General features: G+C 70.5%; 16 protein-coding genes. 7 read left to right on the forward strand and 9 right to left on the reverse strand.

Annotation, left to right across the window (positions count from 1 at the left end):
• The first annotated feature begins 15 nt into the window (after positions 1-15).
• Positions 16-567: a DUF488 domain-containing protein gene (locus BLJ79_RS20340; RefSeq protein ID WP_071216617.1), complete on the forward strand. Its 552-nt coding sequence runs from the start codon at positions 16-18 to the stop codon at positions 565-567.
• Between the two features lie 9 nt (positions 568-576).
• On the opposite strand, the gene BLJ79_RS20345 is transcribed toward BLJ79_RS20340, so the two are convergent.
• Positions 577-1,212 carry a hypothetical protein gene (locus BLJ79_RS20345; RefSeq protein ID WP_139194993.1) on the reverse strand — a complete coding sequence of 212 codons (636 nt, stop codon included), beginning with the start codon at positions 1,210-1,212 and terminating at the stop codon, positions 577-579.
• Between the two features lie 159 nt (positions 1,213-1,371).
• Here BLJ79_RS20345 and BLJ79_RS20350 point away from each other — a divergent pair, with 159 nt between their 5' ends.
• Both BLJ79_RS20350 and BLJ79_RS20355 read left to right on the forward strand, forming a co-directional pair.
• The gene (locus BLJ79_RS20350; protein ID WP_071216619.1) at positions 1,372-1,827 is read left to right on the forward strand and encodes an HD domain-containing protein; all 456 of its coding nucleotides are present in this window, start codon (positions 1,372-1,374) and stop codon (positions 1,825-1,827) included.
• Positions 1,828-1,984: 157 nt separating this feature from the next.
• On the forward strand, positions 1,985-2,731 hold the full coding sequence (locus tag BLJ79_RS20355) for a response regulator (RefSeq protein WP_286135737.1): 747 nt from the start codon (positions 1,985-1,987) through the stop codon (positions 2,729-2,731).
• A gap of 12 nt (positions 2,732-2,743) precedes the next feature.
• On the opposite strand, the gene BLJ79_RS20360 is transcribed toward BLJ79_RS20355, so the two are convergent.
• The gene (locus BLJ79_RS20360; protein WP_071216620.1) at positions 2,744-4,264 is read right to left on the reverse strand and encodes a GAF domain-containing sensor histidine kinase; all 1,521 of its coding nucleotides are present in this window, start codon (positions 4,262-4,264) and stop codon (positions 2,744-2,746) included.
• A gap of 135 nt (positions 4,265-4,399) precedes the next feature.
• Between BLJ79_RS20360 and BLJ79_RS20365 the strand changes: the two genes are divergently transcribed.
• Entirely contained in the window at positions 4,400-4,888 is a 489-nt protein-coding gene (locus BLJ79_RS20365) for a GNAT family N-acetyltransferase (RefSeq protein ID WP_071216621.1), read from the forward strand.
• 161 nt (positions 4,889-5,049) lie between these two features.
• Positions 5,050-5,463: a YybH family protein gene (locus BLJ79_RS20370; RefSeq protein ID WP_071216622.1), complete on the forward strand. Its 414-nt coding sequence runs from the start codon at positions 5,050-5,052 to the stop codon at positions 5,461-5,463.
• 43 nt (positions 5,464-5,506) lie between these two features.
• On the opposite strand, the gene BLJ79_RS20375 is transcribed toward BLJ79_RS20370, so the two are convergent.
• From BLJ79_RS20375 to BLJ79_RS20405, 7 genes are all read right to left on the reverse strand, one after another.
• Positions 5,507-6,865 carry a M20/M25/M40 family metallo-hydrolase gene (locus BLJ79_RS20375; protein ID WP_071216623.1) on the reverse strand — a complete coding sequence of 453 codons (1,359 nt, stop codon included), beginning with the start codon at positions 6,863-6,865 and terminating at the stop codon, positions 5,507-5,509.
• A gap of 532 nt (positions 6,866-7,397) precedes the next feature.
• Positions 7,398-7,901 (reverse strand): hypothetical protein, encoded by a 504-nt coding sequence (locus BLJ79_RS20380; protein ID WP_071216624.1) that lies wholly within the window; start codon positions 7,899-7,901, stop codon positions 7,398-7,400.
• Between the two features lie 82 nt (positions 7,902-7,983).
• Positions 7,984-9,129, reverse strand: a complete 1,146-nt coding sequence (locus BLJ79_RS20385) for a cysteine desulfurase family protein (RefSeq protein WP_071216625.1) — start codon at positions 9,127-9,129, stop codon at positions 7,984-7,986.
• Positions 9,126-10,061, reverse strand: a complete 936-nt coding sequence (nadC, locus tag BLJ79_RS20390) for a carboxylating nicotinate-nucleotide diphosphorylase (protein ID WP_083411512.1) — start codon at positions 10,059-10,061, stop codon at positions 9,126-9,128. Before nadC ends, BLJ79_RS20385 begins: the two co-directional genes overlap by 4 nt.
• Positions 10,054-11,736: an L-aspartate oxidase gene (gene nadB / locus BLJ79_RS20395; RefSeq protein WP_071216626.1), complete on the reverse strand. Its 1,683-nt coding sequence runs from the start codon at positions 11,734-11,736 to the stop codon at positions 10,054-10,056. Before nadB ends, nadC begins: the two co-directional genes overlap by 8 nt.
• Positions 11,733-13,001 (reverse strand): quinolinate synthase NadA, encoded by a 1,269-nt coding sequence (gene nadA / locus BLJ79_RS20400; protein WP_071216627.1) that lies wholly within the window; start codon positions 12,999-13,001, stop codon positions 11,733-11,735. The genes nadB and nadA overlap by 4 nt, the downstream gene beginning before the upstream one ends.
• Positions 12,998-13,726, reverse strand: coding sequence for an NUDIX hydrolase (locus BLJ79_RS20405; protein ID WP_286135742.1), 729 nt, complete (start codon positions 13,724-13,726; stop codon positions 12,998-13,000). Before BLJ79_RS20405 ends, nadA begins: the two co-directional genes overlap by 4 nt.
• A 157-nt stretch (positions 13,727-13,883) precedes the next feature.
• Here BLJ79_RS20405 and BLJ79_RS20410 point away from each other — a divergent pair, with 157 nt between their 5' ends.
• Positions 13,884-14,183 carry an ArsR/SmtB family transcription factor gene (locus tag BLJ79_RS20410; RefSeq protein WP_071216629.1) on the forward strand — a complete coding sequence of 100 codons (300 nt, stop codon included), beginning with the start codon at positions 13,884-13,886 and terminating at the stop codon, positions 14,181-14,183.
• Positions 14,184-14,204: 21 nt separating this feature from the next.
• Entirely contained in the window at positions 14,205-15,173 is a 969-nt protein-coding gene (locus tag BLJ79_RS20415; protein ID WP_071216630.1) for a TIGR03086 family metal-binding protein, read from the forward strand.
• The last annotated feature ends 25 nt before the right edge of the window (positions 15,174-15,198 follow it).

A 15,198-nucleotide genomic window follows, 5' to 3' on the forward strand; every position in this document is an offset into this window, starting at 1 on the left:
AAAGGGGAACACATTATGGGCACCACCCGCATTCACACGATCGGGCATTCCACGCACGCCATCGAGGAATTCATCGAGATCCTCCGGGCCCACGGCATCACCCGGGTTATCGACATCCGCACCATCCCCAAGTCCCGGCACAACCCGCAGTTCAACGGCGAGGAGTTGGCCGCGGCCCTGGCCGGCGCAGGCATCGGCTACCACCGCGCCAAGGACCTCGGCGGGCTGCGCCCCACCCGTCGGGACAGCGTCAACGGCGCATGGCGCAACGACTCCTTCCGCGGCTACGCCGACTACATGCAGACCGAGGAGTTCGCCGCGGCCATCGAGGACCTGCTCGACTTGGCCCGGGGCGACGGCACGGCCATCATGTGCGCCGAGGCGGTGCCGTGGCGCTGCCACCGCTCGCTGGTCGGCGACGCGCTGCTGGTGCGCGGCGTCGAGGTGCTGGACATCTTCTCCAGGACCAAGTCCACCGCGCACACGCTGACCTCCTTCGCCCGCGTCGAGGGCACCGCCATCACCTACCCGCCGACCGCGCAGGACCCGGGAGAGGGCACCCCCTAGCCGGGAACGTCAGGGGGTTCGGCGCCGCAGCTGCTTGCTCCGCAGGGCCCGGGCCCGGGCCCGCTTTTCGCGGGCATCGGGATTCATGCGCCGGTCCGTGTAGACCACGGCGAACCCGACCACCGACGCCGGGGCGCCGATGAGCATCGCGCGTTGGAACGAGCTGACCTTCCGACCCAGGAGCGCCGTGGCCTCGGGGGTGTCGATGACCATGCGCGTGGAACCGCCCATGTCGTACAGCAGGGGCAGCTGCTGCCCCACGACCCAGAGCCCGCTGTCCGTCGAGTCGTAGTGCTTCCATTCGGTTCTCGATTGCACACCGCGGATTTCCTGCTCGGTCACCGGGTAGTAGGTCGTGCTCCCGCTGCTGCGTCCGCTGCTGAGCGTGGACGCGCGCCCGATCTGAACGACTTCCCCGGTGGCCGGGGCCCCGTTTTGGCGCACTTCGACATCTGCACGCTGGGCGGAGGCGGCGGACGGCAGGTAGATGAGGCCGCCGATCACCAACAACAACCCGACATGGGCCGGGAGGAGTCCGATCGTCCACAGGAACACGCCCAACCGCTGACGCGGCGTCAGCTTCTTGCGCTGGCGCTTCAGCGCCCTGCCGGCCGAGCGGCTCCTCTTGCGTCGTTTTCGTCTCACGGCTTCCATTGTTCCGCATTCCCGTGCCCGTTCCGGGACAGCGGCGCGGTTGCGCACCGCCGACTCCACCCGCACCTCGCACTGCCGGGTGGATCAACCGTCACCGGTCCTCGCTACGCTGGGAGCCGGAGCATTCCAGCATCCAATGGAGGAGAACCCATGACCAGCCACGCATTCGTGCAGGTTGCCGAAGACATCGCCCGCCGCGCCCACGCCGGACAGCTCGACAAGTCCGGCGTCGACTACATCACCCACCCCGCGCGCGTGGCCGCCGGCGTTGCCAGCCACGGCGGGGACGACACCGCGGTGGCCGCGGCCTGGCTGCACGACGTGCTCGAGGACTGCGACGTCACCGCCGGGGACCTGCTGGAAGCAGGCATCCCGGCTCCTGTGATCGAGGCTGTCCGTGCCGTCACCAAGACCGAGGGCGAAACGCTGGAGGACTATTGCGCACGGGTGCGCGCCAACCCCGTCGGGATGCTGGTCAAGCGCGCCGACATCGAGGACAACACCGACCCGGCCCGCACCGCGCTCTTGCCCGAGCAACTCCGTGTCCGCCTGGCGGCGAAGTACGCCCGCGTCCGGGACCTGCTCGGATTCCCGCAGCCCGCCTAGCCCCCTGGGACTCCGGCCGGTGTCCCCCGGGCAGGTTCCTGCTGCCAACCGGAATCCACCACGGGCCTTTGGCCCCTTGTCCGAAGCCGGTTCCGCGGCCAAGAATGGAAGGGTGCAGGCGCACCGGCACGCACCCACGGGATCGGGAGGGACCGTCATGGACCACGCAGCGGCAACGGGGAACGCCCCGGGGCAGGCCACCGGCCCCGAGCCCGCCACCGTCCCCGAGCCCGGCACCGGCCCGGAGCCCGCGACCCCCATCCGCGTCTTCATCCTCGATGACCACGAACTGGTGCGCCGCGGCCTGCGCGAGCTGCTGGAGGGCGAGGGCTTCGAGGTCGTGGGCACCTCGGGGACGGCCCGTGATGCCCGCAAGCAGATCCCCGCGCTGCGCCCGGACGTCTCGGTGCTCGACGCCCGGCTGCCCGACGGCACCGGCATCGAGGTCTGCCGGGACGTGCGCTCCATCGACGGATCGCTGAACTGCCTGATCCTGACCAGCTACGACGACGAGCAGGCACTGCGCGGGGCGGTGCTGGCCGGGGCCGTGGGCTACGTGCTCAAGCAGATCGCCGGCAACGACCTGATCCGTGCGCTGCGCAGGGCCGCCCGCGGGGAATCGCTGTTCACCCCGGGCCTGAAGCAGCGCATCGTCTCGGGGCTGATCACCCACGAAAACCCTGACCCGCGGATGAACCAGCTGACCGTCCAGGAACGCCGCGTGCTGGAACTGGTCGGCGAGGGGCTGAGCAACCGGCAGATCGGCGAGCGCATGCGCCTGGCGGAAAAGACCGTGAAAAACTACGTCTCCTCGATGCTGGCGAAGCTGGGGTTCGAGTCGCGCACGCAGGCGGCGGTGTTCGTGACCCATCCGCTGCCGGGGCCCAACGACGGAGGCACCTAGCCCGCAGGGCGCCTAGTCTTCGGCGGGCATCGGCACGACCCAGTGCAGCATGGTGCCTTCCCCCGGGGTCGAGTCGATCTCCAGGGTTCCGCCCAGTTCCCCGGCGCGCTGGCGCATGTTCGCCAGCCCGCTTTCGGGTCCGCCGGGGACGAAGCCGGCCCCGTCGTCGCGCAGCGTCAGGGCCAAGGTTCCGTCGGTGCGTTCCACCGTGAGTTCGACGGCGCGGGCCCGGGCATGGCGGACCACGTTGCTCAGGGCCTCGGTGATGACCGCCAGCAGGTGGGTGAGCGTGGTTTCGTCGGTCAATGCGTCAACTTCGTCCCCCAGGCGCAGCACCGGGGTGAACTCCAGCGGTTCGGAGGCCAGCCGGATGGCGCGCAGGATCCGTGAGCTGGGGGTCTCGGTCTCCCCCGCGTCGGCACGCAACGAGTAGATCGTGGCGCGCAGCTCGGCAATGGTGGTGTCCAGTTCCCCGGCCAGCCCGGTGGCCCGCTCCCGGGCGGCGGGGGTGGGCAGTTGCTTGCGCAGGGCGCTGATGCCCAGGCCCGCGGCGAAGATGCGTTGGATGACGATGTCGTGCAGGTCCCGGGCGATGCGTTCGCGTTCCAGGTAGAGCAGCACCTCCTCGCGCAGGTGGTGCATCTGGACCAGGCCGAGCCCCTGGGCAATGTTGGCGGCGAAGATCCCTGCCATCTGGGCCTCGACGGGGCGGTAGCCCGGCGCCCCGTGTTCCCTGACCATGACCAGCAGCCCGTAGTGGATGCCGCGTGCCAGCAGCTCGGCGACCAGGGTGGCTTCCCCGTCGGCCAGTTCGCCCAGCGGGAGGATGGCCTCGGGGGCCGCCAGCAGCAGCGGCTGGCTGTTGCGCAGCACCAGCTGGTGGCGCACGCCCACCTGCAGCAGCACCCGTCCGGCCAGGTGCGGGTGGACGTGTTCGCTGATCCCGGCAATCCGGTATCCGGTGTTCTCGGGTTCCTGGCCGGTGATGGGGGTCAGCAGCAGCGCGTACTTGGACCGGGATTCGCGGCGGGCCAGTTCGGCGACGTCGTTCAGGCCCTGGGTGTGGTGCCGGGATTCGCCGCCCAGCAGGGTGCCGATGCGGGCGGAGGCCGCCAGCCATCGGGCGCGGTCCGCGGCGTCCTGGTAGAGCTGGGCGTTCTCCAGGGCCACCCCGGCGCTTCCGGCGAGCGCCTCCCCCAGTTCCCGGTCGGCCCGGGAGTAGCGGTCCTTGCCGTGCTTGGGCCCCAGGGTGAGGCGGGCGAAGTGTTGCTGGCGGGTCTTCAGCGCCAGGCGCAGGCGCTTGGCCTCGTCCTTGCCCGCGGCCTCGAGCAGGCTTGCGGCGTCCTTGCCCTTGGCCAGGTGCCCCTGCTGGTGGGAGGCGTTGGTCAGTTCCAGCACCCCGGAGGTGGCGCCGAAGATCTTCATCGCCTCGTCCAGCACGCGGTGGGTGATGGCGGTGACGGAGAGGTCGCTGGCGATCGAGGCCATGGAGGCGAGCAGTTCGCGCACCCGGGCGTCGCTGCGCTTGGACATCTGCCCCGCCCCTTCCCGGTTCCCTGCCTGGTTCCCCCGTCGCCGGCGGCATTCCCCGCCTTCCCTCCCGCTATGCGCCACACTACCCGCGCGGGCGTGGCCGGTGACAGGGGGAATCTGGAATAGATTGGCTGGATGGATATTCGTGTTGCCACGCAGGAAGATTGGCCGGGCCTGTGGCCCATCATCGAGGAGGTCGTGCGCCAGGGCGAGACCTACTGCTGGCCCGTGGATGCCACCGAGGAGCAGTGCCGTGCGTGGTGGATGGGCAAGTCCGGCGGGACGGTGTTCGTGGCGGTGGACGACGACGGCGCGGTGGCCGGCACCGCGGAACTGCACCCGAACCAGTCCGCCGCAGGTTCCCACGTGGCAAACGCCGGCTTCATGGTCGCCTCACGCGCCTCCGGGCGGGGGCTGGGCCGGGCCCTGGCGACCCATGTCATCGAGGCGGCTTCCGGGCAGGGTTTCACGGCCATGCAGTTCAATGCCGTGGTTTCCACCAACATCCATGCCATCCGGCTCTGGGAGTCGCTGGGCTTCGAGGTCCTGGCCGTGATCCCGCAGGCCTTCAACCACCCGGTCCACGGACTGGTGGGCCTGAACGTGATGCATCGGGCCCTCTAGCCACCCCGCTTCCGGCCCTGCCCGAACCGGACTAGAACATAGTTTCGAATCCCGTGTATTGCGCGACGCCTTCGGGGCTGCCGCGGCGTGCGGGCAACCTCGGATCGATCCGCTTCGGCCGTGCTCTTCCCTGGCCCGGGCCTTGGGTGTATACCACTGTCATGGACGAGCGCAATGACTTCCTGCAGTGGTTCAACACGACGTGGCGCCGGGCCGAGGACGCGCTGCACAACGGGGATTCGAGCGGCAGGTTCACGACGTGGTCGGACCGCGAGCCGGTCACGCTCTTCGGCGCCTGGCTCGAAGCCCTGGATCCCGAAGCGGCACGGGAGGTCTTCCTGAAGCTGGCCGACAGCTTCTCCAGTTCCGTGTCCGGCGACATCGAGCTGATCGCGGCGGATGTTAGCGGCGATTTGGCCTACACGGTGCATCGGGAAATCACCTCGACCCACATCAACGGCGAACCCAGCGCCTACGCGTTGCGCGTGACCCAGGTCTACCGCCGCGAGGACGGCCAATGGAAGGTCGTGCACCGGCACGCGGACACCGCGCCCCCGACTGCCGACGGCCCCTGAGCATCCCCGCGCGCCCCCCTTGCAGCATCCGGAGCTCAGCGAGCTACAGCGACCGGATCAGGAAGGTGTAGAACCGCACGGCCTTTCCCAGCTCGGCGACCTCCACCGATTCGTCGGCACCGTGGATGGCCCCGCGCTGGGCCTTGTCCATGCCCAGCGGCGCGAAGCGGTAGACCTGCTCGCAGATCCCGGTGAAGCGGCGCGCATCGGTGGCCGCCATCATGATGTACGGGACCGGGCGGGCCTCCGGGTGCGAATGGCCGAGTGCCGATTCCAGCAGGGCGAAGCCATCGGAGTCCGTCGGTGAGATCGGCGAGGGCTCGGTGGCTCCCAGCACCGTGAAGGAAATCTTCGCATCCCGCACGCGCCTGCGCACCCCGGCAATCACCGACTCCACCGATTCGGTGACGTTGATGCGGATGTTCAACCCCACCGCGGCCCGCCGCGCCAGCACGTTGATGCCGTCGCTTCCCTCGAGCCGGGTGGCGGCGACGGTGGTGCGCACCATGGCCGCCGGTTCCGCCCCGGCACGTGCCAGAACCTCGCCGGCAAGCCGCCCGGGGCGGGACGCCAGCTTCAGCAAGGTGCCGGTGATCCCGGGGGCGGTGGCGGCCAGGCGGCGGAAGGTCTCCTGGGTGACCGGGTGCAGGGCCGCAGGGAACTGCTTGGCCTGCAGCCTGCCCACGGCCCGGGCGATGCGCTGCACGGCGCCGAAGCGGGGAGGAGCTGAGGCATGCCCGCCGGAGTCCTCGGCTTCCAGCAGCAGGTCAAGGGTCCCCTTCTCGCTCACCCCGATCACCCCGGCCGGGGCGTCGATCCCCGGGAACGCCTGGTGGGCCACCGCACCGCCCTCGTCCAGGACCATCCAAGGTCGCACCCCGGCCGCGGTGAGGAAGTCCACGGCCTCCATGGCGGTGGGCCCGGAGATCTCCTCGCAGTCCCCGAAGAAGAAGTACACGTCCTGCCCCGGGACGAAGCCCGCGGCGGCCAGGTCGTCGGCCGCCTGCAGGATGCAGGCCAGGTCGCCCTTGTCATCCAGGGTGCCGCGTCCGTGGACGCGCCCCTGCGCAATGACCCCGGCGAAGGGCGGGTGCTCCCAGTCCGCTTCGCCTTGAACCGGGACCACGTCCTGGTGGGCCATCAGCACCACGGGCTTGCTGCTTTCGGTGCCCCGCCAGTGCCACAGCTGCCCGGTGATCCCCAGCGTGCGCTTCTCGACAGCACCGGCGATGTGCCCGAAGAGTCCGCTGAGCAGGTGGGCGTGCTTGGTGAATTCGGCCCGGTCCTCGTCGTCGCGGTCCGGATGCGACACCGTCCGGCAGGAGACCAGCTGCGCCAACTTGGCCGCCACCTGCTGCGCGGCCTGGCCGGGGATTTCTGCCGGATGTGAGGTGGGCGACATGCTTGATAGTCTATGCCGCGACGCCGGGCAGTCTACCTGTCCACAGCCGTGCGCCCGCAGGCGTCTTTCAGGATCGGTTACGGCTGGTCGGCGGAACCGGCGTTGCCTCGCGCGCTCACGCGCGCGCAAGCATCACCGGCCAGTGCTTCGGACTGCCCGTGGTCCCACTCACCCCGGTGCCCGAGAAGCGCTCCCACCGCATTGGCGTAGCGCCGGAGGGTCGATAGCTTGGGGTCGGCATCGTACGCCTCGAACTTTGAAACTGCCTGCTGCGTAACCCCTCATGCGCTCGGCGACCTCACCCTGCGACAGTCCCGTCGGACGCCGGATCAACCAGTTCCGCGCGCATCAACCGGTGTTCGCGCGCCAGGACCTGTGCCCTGGCCGTGATGGCCGCCGGTGTCATCGGGGCTGCTGCGCTCGCGTCTTCTTCCAGGCATCCATGTTTATCGCACAACCCCAAGGTTGTGAAGGGCGTCAAGGAGAGGTTCCCCGTCCCCCGCAAGCCTGGGGGAAGGGAAATTGCCGCCCATCAGGCTCCGGCAGCCGGATCCCCGTCGTCGAGCGCGGCAAGCAGACCGGCCAGCGGGGCGGGAATCGCGTCCAAGGGCACCGCCTCGGCCAGCAGCCGGGCGTAGCGCACCTTGTTGCCGCTGCGGCCGCCGAAGAACCGGGCCAGCTGGTGTTCGACGGGCTTGTCGGACAGGTTGGGCTGGGCCTGCAGGCGGCGGAAGGATTCGAGTTCGTCCTGCCCGGCGATCACCGCTTCGATTCCCTCGATGCCCAGGGCGCGGACGAATTCGGCTTCCAGGTCCGGGTCGCAGACGAACACGGTGGCAAGCACCCGCTCGAAGTCGCGCCGCTCGGCCGCATCCACCAGGCCAAGCAGCCGCTGCCCGTCCAGCTGACCTGCCGCGCGGCGGGCGCTCTTGGACCCGCCGACGGGCAGCACGCGCGGGGTGGGCAGGCCGAGCCTCCCGGCCAGGGTCCGCACGGCGACGGCGTCGGAGTCGCCTTCAACCAGCACAATCGACATGGGGCCATGAAATCACGAAGGGAGTCCCCGGCCCAAGGGATCCGGCCGGGTTCGCGAACCCACGGTCCGCCGGGTCCGGGAGCTACCGGCCGGCTATTGCCTTGACCGCCGCCACCACGGCGCGGGCGGCGGTGGCGATTTCCGCTTCCTTCACGGTTCGGGTGAAGCTCAGCCGCACCGCGGTGTGCGCGGTGTCCTCGTCGTACCCCATGGCCAGCAAAACGTGCGAGGGATCGGTGGACCCGGCGGCGCAGGCCGACCCGGAGGAGCACACCACCCCGCGGCGCTCGAGTTCCAGCAGCACCGTCTCGCCGCCGGTTTCGGGGAATACGAAGGAGACGATGCCGGGCACGCGGCGCTCCGGATCCCCGGTGAGCCGGGCGCGGATCCGCCCGTCGGTGTTCAGCCCGCCCAGCACGGTGTCGATGAGGTGCCTGCCGTGGCCCTGCGCGGTCCCGGTGGCGTTGGCCGCGGCGGCCAGTGACAGCGCGGTGGCGGTGGCCACGGCCCCGGCCACGTTTTCGGTCCCGGAGCGGCGTTCGCGTTCCTGCCCGCCGCCGTGGATCAACGGCTCCAGGGCCAGCTTGCCGCGGACCATCAGCAGCCCGGCGCCCTTGAGCCCGCCGATCTTGTGCCCGGAGATGCTCAGCGCATCGACATGCGCGGCAATCTCGGCCATGTCCAGCCAGCCGGCGGCCTGCACCCCGTCGCAATGCACCAGGGCTCCCACCGCGCGGGCCGCCGCTGCCGCCTCGGCGACGGGCTGGACGGTGCCGACCTCGTTGTTCACCGCCATCACCGAGACCAGCGTGGTGTCCGGGCGCAGCAGCTTGGCGAACGCGTCCAGGTCCAGGATCCCGAGGCCGTCGACCGGGGCCACGTCGAGATCGAACCCGTGGTGCTTGACCAGGTAGGCGCAGGCCTCGGCCACGGCGGGGTGCTCGATGGCCGAATGGATGAGGTGGCGCCCGGGCGGGTTTCCGAGTGCCAGGCCCTTGATCGCCAGGTTGTTGGACTCGGTGCCGCCGGAAGTGAAAACCACGTCCCCGGTGCGCACCCCGAGCACCTTGGCCGCGGTTCCCCGGGCGTAGTCCAGCGCGCGGGCGGCGGTCTGGCCCATCGAGTGGGTACTGGAGGGGTTGCCGTAGTCGCTGGTCAGCAGCGGGATAATGACGTCCAGGACGTCCTGGCGCACGGGCGTGGTGGCCGCCGCATCGAGGTAGATCACGGGGTGTCCGCCCCGCGGCCGCGATCGATGGCGATGTCCAGGCCGAGGTCCAGGGCGCGCACCGAGTGGGTCAGCGCGCCGGAGGAAATCACATCGACCCCGGTGGCGGCGATGGCCGCCACGGTCTCCAGCTTCACGTTGCCCGAGGCCTCGACCAGCGCGGCGCCGGCGATCCGGCGCACCCCGGCGGCCAGGTCCGCGACGGAGAAGTTGTCAAGCATGATGGTGTCGACCCCGGCGGCCAGCACCGCGTCGAGCTGGTCCAGCGAGTCGATTTCCACCTCGAAGTGCACGGTGTGCCCGAGGTTGGCCCGGGCGGCGCGCAGCGCGGCGGTCAGCTCGGAGCCGGTGCCCAGCAGCGCCAGGTGGTTGTCCTTGGCCATGACGGCCTCGGAGAGGTTGTCGCGGTGGTTGTGCCCGCCGCCGCAGCGCACCGCGTAGCGTTCAAGCACGCGCAGCCCCGGGGTGGTCTTGCGGGTGTCCACGATGCGCGCGTTGGTGCCCGCGGCCGCCTCCACGAAGGCCGCGGTGGCGGTGGCGATGCCGCTCAGGCGCTGGAGCAGGTTCAGCCCCACGCGTTCCCCGGCCAGCAGCCCGCGGGCCGGGCCGGACACGGTGACCAGGGTGTCGCCGGTGGTGAAGGCGTCCCCGTCGGCGAGCGCCGGGCGCAGTTCCAGGGCGGGGTCGGTGAGCTTCATGGCCGCGATGAAGGTCTGAAGCCCGGCGCAGATGCCCGGTTCGCGGGCGATGACCGCGGCGGTGGCGGTGGTGCTTTCGGGGATCAGCACGTTTCCGGTCACGTCCCCGCGCGGGTTGTCCTCCTCCAGGGCGGCGAGCACGATCTTCTCGATGGCGCGGGCTGGGACCGGAAGAAGGGTGGCGGGGCGGGCCCGGGCGACTGTGGCCGTGGCGGTGCTGGTGAAGTCAGACAAGGGAGGAGATCCTTAGGTTCAGGTTCGTGGTGGCCGGCACCTGGGCGTAGCGGGGCAGGTGCCCGTTGAGCGGCTGCGGCGCCTCGGGGGCGTCGGAGCGGTAGTGCGCGCCGAGGGAGTTTTCCCGGTTCAGCGCGGCGGTGGCGATGAGCGTGGCGAGGTCAAGCAGGTTGGCCCGCTCGTGGGAGGCGCGGTCATGGGTTGTGACGCGCCAGCGCGCGAGCTGGGCCAGCGCGGTGCGCAGACCATCGGCGGTGCGCTCGACACCCAGGTGCGCCTGGGCCAGGGCCTGCAGCGCGGACAGCTCCATTTCCCGGCGTGCTTCGCCTCGCGCGCGCGAGTCCGCGTCGTCGGCATCCCCAGCGGCGGCGGGCTGGGTCACGATCACGTTCATGAGCGCGCTGCTGGTGTCCGCGCTGCTTGCCACGGCGGCGCCCGGCGGGTTGGCCGGCAGGTTCGCCACGGTGCGCCAGGCGAAGACCAGGCCCTCGAGCAGCGAGTTGGAGGCCAGCCGGTTGGCGCCGTGCACCCCGGTGCAGGCGGCCTCCCCGGCGGCGTAGAGCCCGGGCAGCGTGGTGGCGCCGGTGTCGTTGGTGAGGATCCCGCCCATCCAGTAGTGGGCGGCCGGGGTGACGGGCACCGGTTCGGCGGCCAGGTCCCAGCCCAGCTTGGCCAGTTCGGCGGTGATGGACGGGAAGCGCCGGGCCAGGAACCCGGGCCCGTGGGTGGCCTCCACGCCGCGGGCATCCAGGTGCACGGTGCCGCCGTTGGCGCGCACGGCGTGGATGGCGCGGGCCACCACGTCGCGGGGCGCCAGTTCGGCATCCGGGTGAACCCTCGTCATGAAGCGTTCGCCGTGGCCGTCGATGAGCACCGCGCCCTCGCCGCGCACCGCCTCGGAGACCATGAAGCCACCCGGGGACACCAGGGTCGGGTGGAACTGGATGAATTCGACATCGGCCAGCGCCGCGCCGGCCCGGTAGGCCAGGGCGGCCCCGTCGCCGGTAGAACCCAGCGGGTTGGTGGTCGCGGCAAAGAGCTGCCCGGCCCCGCCGGTGGCCAGCAGCACGGCCTTGGCGAAGAGGTCCTCGTGTTGCCCGTCGGGCCCGAGCACCCGCACCCCGGTGACCACCGCTGCCGGGTCCCGCTGGGCACGGGCCAACGGGTTGGCCTCGGTGAGCAGCTCGGTGACGAAGGCGTGTTCGCGGATTACCAGCCGGCCGGCGGCCTGCTGGACGCGGCAGGCGGCGATCAGCGCTCCGGCCAGCCCCTTGCCGGTGGCGTCCCCGCCGGCGTGAAGGATCCGCGGGTGGGCGTGCGCGGCCTCCAGGCCCAGGGCGAAGGCGCCGGAGGCATCGGTGTCGAAGTGCGCACCGGCCTCGATGAGCCGGGTGACGTGGCCCCAGGCGGTGGAGCACATGATCGCCACGGCATTCGCGTCGTTCATGTGTGCCCCGGCGGTGAGCGTGTCGGCGATGTGGCTGGCGATCGAATCCCCCGCCGCGGCCCCGGCCGGGCCCACGGCGCTCAATCCCCCCTGGGCGTACCAGGAGTTGGAGTCCGCCAGCGCGTCCTTGGTCACCAGGGTGGCATCCAGCCCGCGGACCGCGGCGGTCAGCGCGGCGTAGAGCCCGGCGACCCCGGAGCCGACGACCACCAGGTCGGTGGCGTTCACGGCCGTGCCGCCAGCATCCGTTCCAGGGCGACCTTGGCGTCGGCCGCCACGTCCGCGGGCACGTCGATCCGGTTCAACACGACCCCGTCCACCAGGGACTCAAGCACCCAGGCGAGGTAGCCCGGGTGGATGCGGTACATCGTGGAGCACGGGCAGATCACCGGGTCCAGGCAGAAGACGGTGTGCTCGGGGTGCTGCGCGGCCAGCCGGTTGACCATGTTGATCTCGGTGGCAATGCCGAAGACCGAACCGGCCGGGGCCGCGGCGACGGCCTTTTGGATGTAGTCGGTGGACCCTGCCGCGTCGGCGGCGTCGACCACCGGCATCGGGCACTCGGGGTGCGCCAGGATCTGCACGCCGGGGTGCTCGGCCCGGGCGCGCTCGATCTGCGCGACGGTGAAGCGCTTGTGCACCGAGCAGAAGCCGTGCCACAGGATGACCTTGGCATCGTGCAGGGTGGCCTCGTCGGAACCGCCCAGCGGCTTGCGCGGGTTCCACATCGGCATCGCCTCCAGCGGTATGCCCATGGCCTTGGCGGTGTTGCGGCCCAGGTGCTGGTCGGGGAAGAAGAGCACACGGCGTCCGCGCTCGAACGCCCACCGAAGCACCGTGGCGGCGTTCGAGGAGGTGCACACAATCCCGCCGTGCTTGCCGACGAAGGCCTTCAGCGCGGCGGAGGAGTTCATGTAGGTCACCGGGATGACCGAGGCCAGCCCGTCGGAGGAGTCCTCGTCCGCGTAGAGGTCCATGAGCTGTTCCCAGCACTCCTCCACGGAGGACTCGTCGGCCATGTCGGCCATCGAGCAGCCCGCGGCCAGGTTCGGCAGGATCACCGCCTGCTCCTTGGTGGAGAGGATGTCGGCGGTCTCGGCCATGAAGTGCACGCCGCAGAAGACGATGTACTTGGCCTGCTCGCGGGTCAGCGCCGCGTTGGCCAACTGGAAGGAGTCCCCCACGAAGTCGGCGAAGGCCACGACCTCGTCGCGCTGGTAGTGGTGGCCCAGGACCACCAGCTCGTCTCCCAGGGTTTCCTTGGCGGCCAGGATCCGGGCGGTCAGTTCCGCATCGGAGGCTTCGCGGTACTCGGCCGGGATCTCGCCCTGCCGCGGGGTGTCGGCCGGGGCCACGTCCTCCTGCGAGGAGCCCGGCCCGTAGTCGGCCTCCCCGGTGTCGAAGTGCCAGGGGCCCTTGGTCAGGTCGGTGTTGCAGCTGGCTTCGGGGGAAACGAGCTTCAGGGTCTGCAGGGTGGCGTTGATGCTGCTCATGAGATGTTCTCGCTCTCAAGGGGGTGGGTGGTTGAGCCGGTGTAGCGATAGAGGCGCGGGGGGCGGTGCTTGCCGCCGGAGAGGAATTCGTCGGTTTCCTCGATGTCGGGGGTGCTGCGCAGGGTCCGGCGGAAGTTCGCCGGGTCCAGTGCCTTGTCCAGCACCGCCTCGTAGACCTCGCGGACCTGGGCGAGGGTGAAGCGCTCGCCGAGCAGGCGGTGGGCGATGGAGCCGTATTCGACCTTGTTGCGCAGCCGCCAGAGTGCGTATTCGATGATGTGCCGGTGGTCGAAGGCCAGGTTGCCCAGCACCTCGGGGTCCTCCGCGCGGAACCAGGCGACGTTGGGGTCATCGAGCAGCACCGAGGTGGCGGTGTCGTGGGGGTCGTCCTCGCGGACCAGCGCCCAGTAGACGATGGAGACCACCCGGCGGGTGGGCGAGCGGTCCAGGTCCCCGAAGGCGTAGAGCTGTTCGAGGTAGCGCGGGATCAGTCCGGTGGTGTCGCGCAGGTTGTTCGCCGCGGCGTCGAGCAGCGAGTCGCGTGGCCCCAGCGGGCCGCCGGGCAGTGCCCACTGGCCGCGGAAGGGTTCGCGCGTGCGGCGCACCAGGGGCAGCCACAGGCCCTTGCGCCCGGTGCGTTCGTCGTCGCGCAGCGAGAAGATCACCGTGGACACGGCCAGTGCCGGTGGTTGTTCGCGGCGCTCGGCCACATTCGAAAACGGCAACCGATCCACCTTCCTAGTTAGTGTCATCTTGACCAGAACTAAGAATACGGCCCGGCCCTCCCGTTCACAAGCCCTGTGACGCGGAAGGTTTCCGGCATGTCAATTTCCCCGCTCGGACCCCTTGTGCGATGCGTTAGTGGCGACTAACGTATCTTGTGTGCCCGACGTCCTGGAAACCGCTGCCGAACCCACCCGGCGCGCCCTGCTCCACATCCTGGCCAACGGGGAACACACCGTCACCGAACTGGCCGAACGCTTCCCCGTGACCCGCTCGGCCATCTCCCAACACCTATTGCTGCTGGCAGAAGTCGGGCTGGTCACCGCCCGCAAGGACGGCCGCAACCGGTTCTACCGCCTCGACCCGTCCGGGATGGCCACACTGCGCCGATCGCTGGAGTCCTTCTGGACCTCGGAGCTCGAGCTGCTGGTCGACGAGGCCACGGGACCGCAATCATGAACACACCCCTAGGAGACTCCCATGTCCATTGAAAAATCAGTGTTCCTCCCGATCGATCCCGAGGCCGCCTTCGAGCTGGTGACCCGCCCGGACCGGCTCCGCCGCTGGCAAGTGGTCGCGGCGCGCATGGACCTGCGCGCCGGCGGCGAATACCGCTGGACCGTCACGCCGGGCCACTGGGCGGCCGGAACCATCAAGGAGGTCGACCCCGGCAAGCGCCTGGTCTTCGACTGGGGCTGGGAAGGCAGCGATTCCGCGGCCTCGACCGTCACCATCACCCTGGAGCCTACCGACGGCGGCACCAGGCTCACCCTTGTGCACGAGGGACTGGCCGCCGGGGAAGTTGCCGGGCACACCGAGGGCTGGAACCACTTCCTCGAGCGCCTGGTCCGCCTGGCCACCGACGGAGACGCCGGGGCCGACGACTGGGCCGCGATCCCGGATCCGCTCAACGAGCTCAGCAGCGCCGAGGCAACCCTGGCCGTTGTCCAGCGGGTGCTGCACCAGCTCAAGCCCGCCGACAACGGGCTGCCGACGCCCTGCGAGAACTTCAGCGTCACGCAGCTGCTGGACCACCTGGTCGGTTCGGTGCACGGCATCGGCAAGGCGCTGGGGCTGCAGCTGCTCGACGACCCCTCCGCCCCCGCCGAGGCCCGCGTGGCCGACGCCGCGCAGGCGACGCTCGAGGCCCTCACCAGGCGCGGGCTGGAGGGCACCATCGACATGGGCTTCGCCCAGCTTCCGGCCACGATCGTCGCGAACATCCTGAACCTCGAGTTCCTGGTGCACGCCTGGGACCTGGCCACGGCCACCGGCCGGTCGCTGGAGGTCCACCCGGGGCTGTCCGACTACGTGCTGGGGCTCGCCCGGAACACCATCGGCCCCCAGATGCGCGGCAACAGCTTTGCCGAGGAGACCCTGGTCGACGAATCCGCCGCCAGCCTCGAACGCCTGGTGGCCTTCACCGGCCGGAACATCGCGGCCCGCTGAGGCGCGTCCGCGGCCCAAGGAGGCA

Source organism: Arthrobacter sp. UCD-GKA, assembly GCF_001863355.1.
In the GTDB taxonomy this organism is placed as follows: Bacteria; Actinomycetota; Actinomycetes; order Actinomycetales; family Micrococcaceae; genus Paeniglutamicibacter.

Excerpts from the sequence above, each read along its gene's own strand:
- BLJ79_RS20340 (WP_071216617.1), top strand. The coding sequence starts at position 16 with ATGGGCACCACCCGCATTCACACGATCGGGCATTCCACGCACGCCATC.
- BLJ79_RS20350 (WP_071216619.1), top strand. The coding sequence starts at position 1,372 with ATGACCAGCCACGCATTCGTGCAGGTTGCCGAAGACATCGCCCGCCGC.
- BLJ79_RS20365 (WP_071216621.1), top strand. The coding sequence starts at position 4,400 with ATGGATATTCGTGTTGCCACGCAGGAAGATTGGCCGGGCCTGTGGCCC.
- BLJ79_RS20355 (WP_286135737.1), top strand. The coding sequence starts at position 1,985 with ATGGACCACGCAGCGGCAACGGGGAACGCCCCGGGGCAGGCCACCGGC.
- nadA (WP_071216627.1), bottom strand. The coding sequence starts at position 13,001 with ATGAGCAGCATCAACGCCACCCTGCAGACCCTGAAGCTCGTTTCCCCC.
- BLJ79_RS20415 (WP_071216630.1), top strand. The coding sequence starts at position 14,205 with ATGTCCATTGAAAAATCAGTGTTCCTCCCGATCGATCCCGAGGCCGCC.
- BLJ79_RS20380 (WP_071216624.1), bottom strand. The coding sequence starts at position 7,901 with ATGTCGATTGTGCTGGTTGAAGGCGACTCCGACGCCGTCGCCGTGCGG.
- BLJ79_RS20360 (WP_071216620.1), bottom strand. The coding sequence starts at position 4,264 with ATGTCCAAGCGCAGCGACGCCCGGGTGCGCGAACTGCTCGCCTCCATG.
- BLJ79_RS20370 (WP_071216622.1), top strand. The coding sequence starts at position 5,050 with ATGGACGAGCGCAATGACTTCCTGCAGTGGTTCAACACGACGTGGCGC.
- BLJ79_RS20375 (WP_071216623.1), bottom strand. The coding sequence starts at position 6,865 with ATGTCGCCCACCTCACATCCGGCAGAAATCCCCGGCCAGGCCGCGCAG.